Origin of the sequence: Pseudoalteromonas sp. SR44-8 (genome assembly GCF_014163635.1) — a bacterium.
GTDB classification, from domain to species: domain Bacteria; phylum Pseudomonadota; class Gammaproteobacteria; order Enterobacterales; family Alteromonadaceae; genus Pseudoalteromonas; species Pseudoalteromonas rhizosphaerae.
In genome coordinates this window covers 1-11,589 of record NZ_JACJDS010000041.1, presented here as the reverse complement: position 1 = coordinate 11,589, position 11,589 = coordinate 1, and the positions used below count along the sequence as shown (strand labels likewise).

10 protein-coding genes, 3 tRNA genes and 1 rRNA gene are annotated in these 11,589 nt (G+C 40.4%); 5 read left to right on the top strand and 9 right to left on the bottom strand.

Features of this window, described 5'->3' with window-relative positions; genetic code table 11:
* Nucleotides 1–343 precede the first annotated feature (343 nt).
* The 5 genes from H5183_RS17700 to nudE all read right to left on the bottom strand — a co-directional run bounded on the left by H5183_RS17700 (nucleotide 344) and on the right by nudE (nucleotide 2,297).
* A tRNA-Met gene (locus H5183_RS17700) sits at nucleotides 344–420 on the bottom strand.
* Between the two features lie 60 nt (nucleotides 421–480).
* A tRNA-Met gene (locus H5183_RS17695) sits at nucleotides 481–557 on the bottom strand.
* 158 nt (nucleotides 558–715) lie between these two features.
* Nucleotides 716–792: transfer RNA gene (locus H5183_RS17690), tRNA-Met, on the bottom strand.
* Nucleotides 793–934: 142 nt separating this feature from the next.
* Nucleotides 935–1,732 carry a 3'(2'),5'-bisphosphate nucleotidase CysQ gene (gene cysQ / locus H5183_RS17685; RefSeq protein WP_145242561.1) on the bottom strand — a complete coding sequence of 266 codons (798 nt, stop codon included), beginning with the start codon at nucleotides 1,730–1,732 and terminating at the stop codon, nucleotides 935–937.
* Nucleotides 1,725–2,297: an ADP compounds hydrolase NudE gene (gene nudE, locus H5183_RS17680; protein ID WP_179959231.1), complete on the bottom strand. Its 573-nt coding sequence runs from the start codon at nucleotides 2,295–2,297 to the stop codon at nucleotides 1,725–1,727. Before nudE ends, cysQ begins: the two co-directional genes overlap by 8 nt.
* A gap of 61 nt (nucleotides 2,298–2,358) precedes the next feature.
* On the opposite strand from nudE, the gene yrfG reads away from it, so the two are divergent.
* Nucleotides 2,359–3,009, top strand: coding sequence for a GMP/IMP nucleotidase (yrfG, locus tag H5183_RS17675; RefSeq protein WP_145242565.1), 651 nt, complete (start codon nucleotides 2,359–2,361; stop codon nucleotides 3,007–3,009).
* Here yrfG and H5183_RS17670 read toward each other — a convergent pair.
* From H5183_RS17670 to H5183_RS17660, 3 genes are all read right to left on the bottom strand, one after another.
* Nucleotides 3,006–3,629, bottom strand: coding sequence for a dUTP diphosphatase (locus tag H5183_RS17670; RefSeq protein ID WP_182732324.1), 624 nt, complete (start codon nucleotides 3,627–3,629; stop codon nucleotides 3,006–3,008). The two genes, yrfG and H5183_RS17670, sit on opposite strands and share 4 nt — an antisense overlap.
* Before the next feature lie 184 nt (nucleotides 3,630–3,813).
* Nucleotides 3,814–4,182 (bottom strand): YacL family protein, encoded by a 369-nt coding sequence (locus H5183_RS17665; RefSeq protein WP_145242569.1) that lies wholly within the window; start codon nucleotides 4,180–4,182, stop codon nucleotides 3,814–3,816.
* A gap of 111 nt (nucleotides 4,183–4,293) precedes the next feature.
* Complete coding sequence (locus H5183_RS17660) at nucleotides 4,294–4,518, bottom strand: hypothetical protein (RefSeq protein WP_145242571.1); 225 nt, start codon at nucleotides 4,516–4,518, stop codon at nucleotides 4,294–4,296.
* A gap of 327 nt (nucleotides 4,519–4,845) precedes the next feature.
* On the opposite strand from H5183_RS17660, the gene uvrD reads away from it, so the two are divergent.
* From uvrD to H5183_RS17640, 4 genes are all read left to right on the top strand, one after another.
* Complete coding sequence (gene uvrD / locus H5183_RS17655; RefSeq protein ID WP_145242582.1) at nucleotides 4,846–7,011, top strand: DNA helicase II; 2,166 nt, start codon at nucleotides 4,846–4,848, stop codon at nucleotides 7,009–7,011.
* Nucleotides 6,989–9,082, top strand: a complete 2,094-nt coding sequence (locus tag H5183_RS17650; RefSeq protein WP_182732323.1) for a GNAT family N-acetyltransferase — start codon at nucleotides 6,989–6,991, stop codon at nucleotides 9,080–9,082. The genes uvrD and H5183_RS17650 overlap by 23 nt, the downstream gene beginning before the upstream one ends.
* 73 nt (nucleotides 9,083–9,155) lie before the next feature.
* Nucleotides 9,156–10,160 carry an ABC transporter substrate-binding protein gene (locus H5183_RS17645; protein ID WP_259397389.1) on the top strand — a complete coding sequence of 335 codons (1,005 nt, stop codon included), beginning with the start codon at nucleotides 9,156–9,158 and terminating at the stop codon, nucleotides 10,158–10,160.
* A 66-nt stretch (nucleotides 10,161–10,226) separates the two neighbouring features.
* A complete protein-coding gene (locus H5183_RS17640) occupies nucleotides 10,227–11,075 on the top strand; it encodes a chemotaxis protein (protein WP_145242578.1) in 849 nt (282 codons plus the stop codon).
* 343 nt (nucleotides 11,076–11,418) lie between these two features.
* Here the strand turns inward: H5183_RS17640 and rrf are convergent.
* Nucleotides 11,419–11,533: ribosomal RNA gene (rrf, locus tag H5183_RS17635) — 5S ribosomal RNA — on the bottom strand.
* Between the last annotated feature and the right edge of the window lie 56 nt (nucleotides 11,534–11,589).

The window sequence follows — 11,589 nt, the reverse complement described above, 5'->3', positions numbered from 1 at the left end:
ATTTTAGACATAAAAAAACACTCATTAAGAGTGTCGATTCATTATTACTTGATTTCAGTGGTTGCGGGAGCCAGAATTTATGAAGAACGAACCGACGACCTTCGGGTTATGAGTAGCCCAATTTTCGCACTCACTGAATTTTAGACATAAAAAAAACACTCATTTTAAGAGTGTCGATTCATTATTACTTGATTTCAGTGGTTGCGGGAGCCGGATTTAAATAGATGGCCTTTGCTGGCTAATGTAGAGCTGAGACCGACGAGCTATTTATTTCACTGAGTTTCAGGCATAAAAAAACACGCTTTAGGCGTGTCTGTTTAATATTTTAAATTGTAATTTCAGTTGGTTGCGGGAGCCGGATTTGAACCGACGACCTTCGGGTTATGAGCCCGACGAGCTACCAGGCTGCTCCATCCCGCGCCTGAAATTGCAGATTTATTTATAGTTGCTATACATGACAACTTGGCTTCCAATAAAAATTGGTTGCGGGAGCCGGATTTGAACCGACGACCTTCGGGTTATGAGCCCGACGAGCTACCAGGCTGCTCCATCCCGCGCCTGTATATTTTAAGTCTATCGACTAGTGATTTTTAACTCTCACCAAGAGTTTACAGTAACCGCTTCTTTAAAAGAATTGGTTGCGGGAGCTGTGAAAGGTGAAGAGTGAACCGACGACCTTTTAAAACTTCCAATGCACCAAATCATTTAAGAAAATTGGTTGCGGGAGCCGGATTTGAACCGACGACCTTCGGGTTATGAGCCCGACGAGCTACCAGGCTGCTCCATCCCGCGCCTGTAATTTCTTTTTCAACGGTTTCGCGTTATTTGCGAGCCTGTTTCGAAGAGAGCGCTATAGTATAGGAATCATATTATAATGCAACAGTTAAACTGCTTAAAGCTGTTCAACCGAACAAAAAGCAAACAAACAGAGTAATTAAAGCGCTCTTTGGTGTGGACTGATCATTTTTTGCCACTCCCAATCAGGGTGACCCATCACTATAAAGTCAGGGTTCTCTGTACTCTCACGCTGATTGTAGGTTAATGGATTAAATTCAGCATCAGTAATACAGCCACCTGCTTCTTCAACAATTATTTGCGATGCTCCCGTATCCCACTCACCTGTTGGCCCTATCCGTAAAAAACAGTCAGCTTTACCCTCAGCAACAATACATGCTTTTAAAGAACATGAACCTACAGCAACTGTTGTAAACTGCGCGTTCAAGTATTGACTAACAGCTTCAATTTTTTGACGACGACTAACAGCCAAAGTTAAGTTATCTGGAGTGGCAACATTGATCTGCTGCTCTACGCCATCGACACGCTTAAATGCACCATTTTGATAACTGGCAAAGTAAGTTGTCTCTTTCGCTGGCCAATAAATCACCCCAAGCACTGGGCGATTGTTTTCAATCAAAGCGATATTTACCGCAAAGTCGCCGCTTTCTAAAATAAACTCACCGGTACCGTCCATTGGATCGAGTAACCAATAGCGCTGCCAATCTTGCCTATCCGCTAAAGCAGGGATTGGTGTTTCTTCTGACATAATAGGAATATCTGGCGCTAGTGCTTTTAATCCAGCAACTAACACATCGTTAGCGGCTAAATCGGCTTTAGTGACAGGTGTGTGATCTGACTTTTCTTGCTGGCCAATATCATCTTTCTTGTAAATAGCCATAATCGCAGCACCAGCGCTTTGCGCAAGCTCAATACATGGCTCAAGTAATTCAATCATTCGCAGCTCCTGATTCTAAATGCTTAGTTAATAATAGCAAAGCTGCAACGCTTCGTGCTTCGGTGAAGTCTGATTGTTGTAATAATGACTGCCAATCGGTTAATGGCCACTTAACAACCACTAATGGTTCTGGCTCGTCCCCAACTAAAGTTTGCGGATAAAGTTGTTGCGCAAACAATATGTGCATAGTCGCATTAAAGTAACTGGGTGCCATTGAAACCACTTTAAGTGGCTGAAGTTGCTCAGCACCAAAGCCAACTTCTTCTTTTAATTCTCGGTTTGCTGCTTGTTCTGGTGTTTCACCAGGATCAATTAAGCCTTTTGGGAAGCCTAGTTGATAATCATTAGTGCCAGCACAATATTCTCGTACTAACAGTAATTCATTATCAGCTGTTAATGGCACTATCATTACAGCCCCTCGGCCACCGCCGCGGATCCGTTCGTATTGACGCTGTTCGTCATTTGAAAATTTTAATTCAAGTGATTCCACCGTAAATAATCGGCTTTTAGCAACAACTTCGGTGCGAAGAATTTGTGGTGGTGTTGGGTGCTTTTTCTGTGTCATTGGCATTAATTTGCTATCATGGCAGTTAGTTCAATAATAAACCCTATAAGATGAAATTCCTATGTTAAATTGGTCAAAAATCGATACTGTGCTGCTAGATATGGATGGCACTTTGCTCGATCTCCATTTTGATAATCACTTTTGGCTGACAGTGATCCCTGAGCAACTCGCTATCGCAAAGAATATTAGTTTGGCACAAGCCCAAGCGGATATATTAAAACGCTATCAAGCCGTTAGCGGTCAAATCCAATGGTATTGCTTAGATTACTGGGAACAACAACTTAATTTACCTATTATGGAGCTAAAATATCAGCATCAGCACCTCATTAAAATGCGTGAGGATGTACCTGCATTTTTAACATCGTTGCGAAAAGCGGGTAAAGAGTTGATTTTACTTACCAACGCACACCCGGAAAGTGTCATGCTCAAGTTTGAAAAAACCAATATTGATAACTATTTAGATGGTGTGGTGTCGACTCATCAATATGGTGTGAGTAAAGAGCAGCAAAGCTTATGGCAGCAAGTACAACTCGATTTAGGTTTTGATAAGCAGCGTACGCTGTTCGTTGACGACAGTTTAGCGGTACTAAACGCCGCAAAAGAATATGGTATTGGCCATTTATTGGCGGTTGCAAACCCAGATAGTAAACAACCGCACAATGAAATCAGTGACTATTTGAGCGTCACTGATTTTCGTGACATGCTGCCTTAATTTTTAGGGTAGCGAGCCTCTAAGCCTTGATATACAAGCTTTGCAAAATCAGCATGTTCCGTATTCAGGCTTTTAACGACCTCAACTAAATGCTCGTTATCTTCTTTGCCATGCCATTCTTTAATGTAGCTACCATCTTTATAACCATGATCTTGGCGGAAAAAATTAAGCGTATTTTTACCTACATAGCCTCGATATAAATCATCAATATCCATACCTATTTGCGCCATACATCCAGCGAAGGCTGCGGCGTTAAAGGTTTTCTCAGCGACGGCTGACGCGGCGAGAATTTCTAACGTTTGTTTGAAATCATCAGCTTGTTGCGGTGCACTTAACTGTTGTTCCAACTGCTTAGCAAGATCTAAATAACTGGTCTCACCATCAATGCGTAACGATAAACCGAAGTGAAAAATATCAACCAATTCTAAAATAACTTGCTCGGTATCTGGAGTTTGCTTTTTCCACCATTTCCAACCGTAATGATCAAGCATTTCAGCGCATTCAACCCAAATAGCGCGATACCATTCAAAGCCTTGGCTAAACCATTGATCATGAACTTTGGTGTTCATGGCATTTTGCATTTCTAGCATCACCACTAGTTTATTTAAATTGGCAGACATATCTCTTCCAGTTACTATTTTTTAATTGTAGTTAATAATACAGATAAATACTCTTCGATGAAATCGATTCTACGTGCTGATTGTGGTTAATACGCAGAGGTCGCTAACACAAATATTGCCAATATAGCTAAGGGCATTTCATTACGCGGCACCCGAGGGTATTTTGCTAACTGAAAACTGACGGCTACCTGCCTGTAGTAAATTCTTGCCATGAATTAATCAGATCAACAAAATCTTCAAAACCACAGCCACTACTTAAACCATTTTCCTCGAGCATAAGCTCATCATCTTGATAAGCAAATAAATCTTCAGAGTCTTGGTGCAAGGCATGGGCTTCAAAAATGGCTTCATCTTTATTTAAGATCAAATCAATTTCTTGGCCCTGTAGCGTTAACGGCTCAAAACTACTTGATACTGAGGCTATTAAAGCTTGTACCATAGCAATTTTGTCTTTGCCGATCTCTTCATTTAACCAACGGCCAATAACCGCATGTTCACTGCTAATTTTAATCCGCAGGCCACTTATTGGATCGCGTATAAATTGGTATTCCATAACTTTACCTAAATACAACTAATGATCGGGATTATACCCTAGTCAGTGCTGAATAAATAAAGCCAGTGACAAAAATAGCGCTAAAAAGCGCTATTCTTTGAAGTGATACAGCTACCGATAAGATCTAAACCGCGCGGCATCAATGATTGCCCAAATATAGACGATCGGCAGTAATATAAAACCAATCGCAACATAAATAAGCGCGCCACTAATAACCCACGCTAGGAAGAAACCAATTGCCGCCATGATCCGGCCTTGAACTAACTGCCCTAAACCTGGGAAAAATATATTACAAATCGCTGCGATAACATTACCGCCTGAACCTTGCTCTGCCATGTTAACCTCAATTATTAATTTAATTTTATTCTTATCTACTTACATTCTTCATGCCAATTATTTAATTATTAAAAATCAATATGTTAAAATCAACGATAATACGAAGAACTAGCTAAAATCGTGATTTTTACTAAATATAAGTCAAATTGGCGATATCACTTCACACCATTGATCTAGCTTAGCTAAAAAATGACTATAAATGAATCATTAAGTTTTTAAAGCCTTTAGACTATGTATTAAATTAACTGGTTATAAAAACAGTATTTTATTTAGCCTAACAAAAACACCTGTTATACTGCTTTTAATATTGATTGAAAAGGCGTGATGATGGACGTTTCAGAATTACTCGACGGTTTAAATGATAAACAACGGGATGCAGTTGCAGCCCCACTCCAAAATATGCTGGTGCTTGCTGGCGCAGGCTCTGGGAAAACTCGAGTACTCGTTCATCGTATCGCATGGTTAATGCAGGTTGAGCAAGCCTCCGCTTATAGTATTTTTGCAGTAACCTTTACCAATAAAGCAGCTAAAGAAATGCGCACGCGCGTTGAACAAGCCCTTCAAGCACCAGTAGGTGGTATGTGGATTGGTACTTTCCATGGCTTATCACACCGTATATTGCGCGCCCACCATCGCGAAGCAAACTTACCAGAAGCGTTTCAAATTTTAGACTCTGATGATCAACTTAGAATGATCAAACGCTTATTAAAAGCCATGAATATTGATGACAAAAAATGGCCTGCAAAACAGTTTGGCTGGTATATCAGCGCCAAGAAAGATGAAGGTCTGCGCCCCAAAGATATCCAAGCTTACGACATCAACGAACAAATGATGCTTAAAGTTTACACCGCTTATCAAGAAGCATGTGATCGAGCAGGATTAGTTGATTTTGCCGAAATCTTATTACGTAGTTTTGAAGTACTAAAAAATAATCCAACCTTACTACGTCACTACCAGCAACGTTTTGCCCATATGCTAGTAGACGAGTTTCAAGATACCAACACCATTCAATATGCATGGCTTAAATTATTAGCCGGCGATACCAACAGCATCATGATCGTAGGTGATGATGACCAAAGTATTTACGGTTGGCGTGGTGCTAAAATTGAAAACATTAAGCGCTTTTTGACCGATTTTAAAGCCGAAACTATTCGCCTTGAACAAAACTATCGCTCTACTGCCACTATTCTAAAAGCGTCTAATGCACTTATTCAAAATAACTCAGACCGAATGGGTAAAAGCCTCTGGACTGATGGCAATGATGGTGAACCTATTTCTGTTTATGCCGCTTTTAACGAATTAGACGAAGCGCGCTTTGTAAGCAGCAAATTACGCAGCTGGTTAAACGCTGGTAATGCCCTACAAGATGCGGCGATTTTATATCGTAGTAACGCGCAATCGCGGGTACTTGAAGAAGCCATGTTACAAGAAGGCTTGAAGTACCGCATTTACGGCGGTATGCGCTTCTTTGAACGTCAGGAAATTAAAGATGCGCTGGCATATTTACGGCTCGTAGGTAATCGTCAGGATGATGCTGCATTTGAGCGAGTGATTAACACTCCTGCTCGTGGCATTGGCGATAAAACCTTAAGCCATATTCGCGATTGTGCGCGTAGCGAATCATTGCCATTATGGTACGCCGCCAAAGCCATCGTAGAACAACAACATTTATCAGGACGTGCGGCGACGGTTGTTACTAAGTTTGTTGAACTGGTAGAACATATTGAAGATAAAATTGGTGATCTCACTTTAGAAGAGCAAGCGAAATACGCTATTCAAACATCTGGTTTAATGGCGATGTATCAAGCAGAAAAAGGCGAAAAGGGCCGCGCCCGGGTAGAAAACTTAGAAGAGCTGATCAGCGCCTGTGGCCAATACGAACTCCCGGAAGATGAAGAGTTTAGCTCACCACTGCAAGGATTCTTGGCTTATACCTCACTGGAATCCGGTGATGGTCAAGCTGAAGAACATGAAGATGCAGTGCAAATGATGACGTTGCACTCAGCGAAAGGCTTAGAGTTTCCACTCGTATTTATGGTTGGTGTTGAAGAAGGCATGTTCCCATCTCAACAAAGTAATGAAGAATCAGGTCGGTTAGAAGAAGAGCGTCGTCTTTGTTATGTCGGCATGACTCGCGCCATGGAAAAACTCTATATTAGCCATGCCGAGAGCCGCCGTCTTTATGGTCAAGAAAAGTACCACAGTCCATCACGCTTTTTACGTGAAATGCCTGAAGATTGTATTGAAGAAATTCGTATTAAAACTCAAGTATCGCGACCACCCGCAGCAGGACGATTTAGCTCATCAGTAAGTCATGCCGTATTTGAAGAAAGTGGCTTTAGCTTAGGACAACACGTATTACATGCAAAATTTGGTATGGGAACGGTTATTAATTACGAAGGCAGTGGCGCTCAATCTCGCGTACAAGTGAATTTTGATGACTTTGGTAGTAAGTGGTTAGTAACTGTTTATGCACGACTACAAGCCATTTAACTCGTTAATAAGTAATATCCTACCGCAAATTGCCTATGCTAAACATAGGCAATTGCTACTCATTACTGGCGAACAAAACTGGTGTTATCAACAGGCTAATGAGTTACTCAAGCAACTTTGCCATCCGCTTGTTAAGGTATTATCAACTAGTGGCGAACTCACTGACAGTAGCTGGCCTGAACATACTCATCAAATTCTTGGCCAAGAATTTCAGCATGTTATTTATGACGGTTTTAGTGGCTTAGTGCCAGACAAATTTGCTGCTCTTAGTGGCACTGTTCAGGCTGGCGGTTTATTTATTGTATTGTTGCCAGAACTTGATGATTTACACTATTGGTGTGACCCAGCACTGACCGCCTTTCAATCATTTGCTCAACAACAACAGCAGAGTTATTTTAACCAACGCTTTGCACGCTTACTCCAGAGTAATTTGTATCTGCACCTCAGCCAACAATCAGGCTGGCAAACGTTACCAGAAACAAGCCAGCTAGCAGGTAAAATAAACCTAACTGAACAGCAATTTTGCATCGAGCAAATCATTAGAACTGCCAACGGTAGAGCCAATCGCCCTTTATTGATCAGCGCAGATCGTGGCCGCGGAAAATCGGCGGCTTTAGGGCTTGCTGCTGCAACACTTAACGATAAAAAAATACTCATTTGTGCACAGCAGTTTAACGCCCTACACAGCTGTTTTAAACACTTTGCCGCAGCACGAGGATTAAGCTATCAAACTCGGGATAAACAACTCGCCAACTTGCATTATATTGCACCCGATCAATTACTAAATGAACTACCTGACTGTGATGTATTGTTGGTTGATGAAGCTGCTGCGATCCCAGTACCATTATTAATTAAAATGCTCACGCATTATCCCCGCATTATATTTGCCAGCACTATGGTAGGTTATGAAGGGAATGGCCGCGGGTATACTTTAAAATTCAAACGTTACCTAGAGCAACATTATAAAAATATGCATAGTGTTACTCTAGAGCAACCAATTCGCTTCGCAGCGAATGATCCGCTAGAACAGCATATTTGTAATTTGTTAGCACTTGACGCCGATTATCAAGATATTACGCTAGACACCAGCGCTCTGCTCTATTCTGAACTGACTCCCCAACACCTTGCTGAAAATGAAGCACTACTGCGTCAAGTCATTGGGCTATTAGCATTAGCGCATTATCAAACTAGCGTGAATGACTTGCGCCACTTACTCGACGCGACAGAGCAACGCATCTTTGTATGTCAGCAACAAGGCGTTATTATTGCAGTATGCCTAATTGCGATTGAAGGCGGTTTAACCGCAGACTTGAGTCAACAGGTTGTTAGTGGTCAACGTCGCCCACAGGGGCATTTGATGGCGCAAACATTAGCACAGTTAAGTGCTAATGCTGACGTACTAACAAGGTTGTGTGCTCGTGTTGTGCGCATTGCTGTAGCTCCATCACAGCATAGTAAATGTATTGGTTCACAACTTATTACTCATTGTGAACAGCAACTAGCATCAAGCTGTGACTGGTTTGGAGCCAGTTTTGGCGCTAATGCGAGCCTACTCAAGTTTTGGCAAATGGCGGGGTTTAGTTTAGTTAAACTAGGCTTTATGCAAGATAAAGCGACTGCAGAACATGCAGCTCTTGTGGCTAAAAGTTTAACTGATCGCAGCTCGCTAATTAAAAATCTGAAAACTGATTTTCAATCAGACTTTGCATTGCAACTACTTGATCATTTCAATCAGTTAGATCAACAATTAGTCGAACAAGTACTGCGTGACTGTGCTCAACATAACGCTGATAACATCCAAGATACACGTCTAGCTGCATTACTAACAACAGATTACCAAATTTTTACCATCAAACCTTTATTGTGGCGGACACTTTGGTGCACACCAAGCAGCTTATCTAATTGCGATGAAAATACCAAATGTCTTTTTATTAGACTAATATTACAAAACTGGTCATCACAAAAGGCACAAATAGTTTTACAGATCCGTGGTAAGAAATCACTCGATAAACTATTCAAACAGGCTGTTACTAATTGGTATGAACAATACTTACTTAAAAAATTACCTTAGCGTTCTTTTCTTCTTTTCATTTTCACATAGCAATTTCGCCTATGCCGAGAACAAGCCAGCGATAAAATTAGGCATGTCTACCGCGTTAACAGGACCTGCCAAACAAATTGGTGAACAACTTTACCTAGGTAGTAATATCTATTTTAACAAGCTAAATAAAAACGGAGGTATCAACGGAGCACACGTAGAATTAATAGTCGCCGACGATGGCTATGAACCAAAACGCGCAGTAAGTAATACTCGTCACTTTATTTATCAAGACAAAGTAGATGCGCTATTCGGTGCAATGGGAACTCCAACAAGCTTTGCTGTTTTACCAATCCTTGAACAACTGCAAATTCCATATTTAATGCCTTACAGCGGCGCTAAATTTTTGCATTATCAGCCAACAATTAATGTATTCAACATAAGAGCTAGCTACGATGATGAAGCTGACGAGCAAATAAAATACCTAGTCGAAGAAAACAATCACACACGTATTGGGTTTTTAATTCAAGCAGATGAATTTGGTCTTGTAGTAGAATCTGGATTGCGAGAATCGCTCGCCAAACACAATCTAAAGCCAGTTAAAGTCGCTCGCTATCAACGAAATAGTAATGATATTAAGGATGCTCTCAAAGCACTAAAAGCCAGCGGTGCTACTGCCATTTGCTTAGTCGGCACATACAAACCATTATCTGAATTTATAAATAGCGCATATGAACAACAGTTTATGCCTGACTACACCAGTATATCTTTTGCCTCAAGCAATGACTTATTTGCTCGCCTAAAATACCCCAGTAAACTTATGGCGACCGAAGTAATTCCTAACCCTAATAAATGTAACGCTTATTGGTGCACTGAATTCTTCAAAGATATGGCTGCAGCGCAAGTTAGTACACCTAGTCGTCTGCACTTTGAAGGCTATCTCAATGCAATGGTGTTTAGCGCCGCAGCACAACGCTGCCCGCAACCACTGCAACATAATTGTTTAATGCAGCGCCTAAATATTATTTTTAGTGAAGATAAACAAATAAACGCGTTATTCGTCAATAAAACTGATAAGAATAAGCATACTGTCTATCGCTCTGTGTTTTAACAAAATAGCTGCGCTTTCTAAATAATGTTCTATTATTAAGCTATATATTTAGGAGGTGAGGACACTATGGACTTAATTAATTTTAGAGTAGGCCAGAAAACAATTTCATTAAAAATTCTCGACATACTTTTAACTGAACGCTTTGAAGATAATTTAACCTCATTACCTAACGACAATAAAAGTTTTATTGGTGTTAAAGACTATATGGAAACCCCCACTCCAATATTTGATCTAGGTATTATTCTCAACAAACAATCAACACAAGATACCAACTTATCATTAGTGAATTTATTTAGTGAGTGGGAACAAAAACAACACGAATGGTTTTTCGCACTTGAAAATAGCATTAACCAAAATCAACCTTTTAACCACAACACTGACATTCAGCAATCTAACTTTGCAAAATGGTACAGCAGCTTTAAAACCGAAAATGAAGATCTTAAAGCAATTATAGAACGATTTAAGATCCCTCATGCACGCTTGTATAGTCGTGCTAATAAGCTAATTGAACTAGTAAAAAAAGGCAATCCAAAGCAAGCTCTTATTGACCTAAATATTGAGCGAAACAGCAATTTTATGCAATTAATTAGACTGTTCGAATCAGCCAAAGAACAAATTATTTTAGATTATAAACCAATCATCATTTTCACAACTAAAGATGGTAGAAACCCACATATAGGACTACTTGTTGATAAAGTCGAGGATAATATCAGTTATAAAAAAGAAGATATCAAGCCTTTAGATAAGCTAACAGATGTAGGTTTTGACATTGACCCGCAGACCAAAAATATGATGCGAGGATTAATAAAACTTGAGCATAAACATAGCGTACTCATAGACCCAAGTGCAATCTTTAGACCTGATCACTTAATGCATCAACATGCTGAAGAAACAGCAGAATATGGGTTGTTTTAGAAGTGCATTTTCTAGATAGCAGTTCCTTTTAAAGGGCGCTAGTTTCTCAAGATTAAAAATGGCGCACACATGTCAAAGGTTAACACTGACGGCTCGAAGCCATTAGCTTTCCTACAGACGTAAAAAAGCCGCTTCATTTCTGAAGCGGCTTTCTCAATTTGGAGCCTAGCAATGTCGTGGTGCCTACAGCGATAAAAAGTCACATAGCAAATGTATAGAGTCGGCATTAGGCGCTTATTCTTTTCCTTTAACCTGATGCCTTTTACCTTTCACCTGCATTTTCACTTTCCTGCAGACAACAAAAAACCCGTCACATCGCTGTAACGGGTTTCTCTTATTTGGAGCCTGGCAATGTCCTACTTTCACATAGCAAATGCTACACTATCATTGGCGCTGTTTCGTTTCACTACTGAGTTCGGCATGGGGTCAGGTGGGTCCAAAACGCTATTGTTACCAAGCAAATTTGGTGTTAATCGCGTTAGCAATTAACTAAAATTTGGAATTCTGATAATAA

What these genes read in the sequence shown, in the direction of transcription:
- yrfG (WP_145242565.1), top strand. Translation starts at nt 2,359, where the DNA reads ATGTTAAATTGGTCAAAAATCGATACTGTGCTGCTAGATATGGATGGC.
- cysQ (WP_145242561.1), bottom strand. Translation starts at nt 1,732, where the DNA reads ATGATTGAATTACTTGAGCCATGTATTGAGCTTGCGCAAAGCGCTGGT.
- H5183_RS17640 (WP_145242578.1), top strand. Translation starts at nt 10,227, where the DNA reads ATGGACTTAATTAATTTTAGAGTAGGCCAGAAAACAATTTCATTAAAA.
- H5183_RS17645 (WP_259397389.1), top strand. Translation starts at nt 9,156, where the DNA reads ATGTCTACCGCGTTAACAGGACCTGCCAAACAAATTGGTGAACAACTT.
- H5183_RS17670 (WP_182732324.1), bottom strand. Translation starts at nt 3,629, where the DNA reads ATGTCTGCCAATTTAAATAAACTAGTGGTGATGCTAGAAATGCAAAAT.
- nudE (WP_179959231.1), bottom strand. Translation starts at nt 2,297, where the DNA reads ATGACACAGAAAAAGCACCCAACACCACCACAAATTCTTCGCACCGAA.
- H5183_RS17660 (WP_145242571.1), bottom strand. Translation starts at nt 4,518, where the DNA reads ATGGCAGAGCAAGGTTCAGGCGGTAATGTTATCGCAGCGATTTGTAAT.
- H5183_RS17650 (WP_182732323.1), top strand. Translation starts at nt 6,989, where the DNA reads ATGCACGACTACAAGCCATTTAACTCGTTAATAAGTAATATCCTACCG.
- H5183_RS17665 (WP_145242569.1), bottom strand. Translation starts at nt 4,182, where the DNA reads ATGGAATACCAATTTATACGCGATCCAATAAGTGGCCTGCGGATTAAA.
- uvrD (WP_145242582.1), top strand. Translation starts at nt 4,846, where the DNA reads ATGGACGTTTCAGAATTACTCGACGGTTTAAATGATAAACAACGGGAT.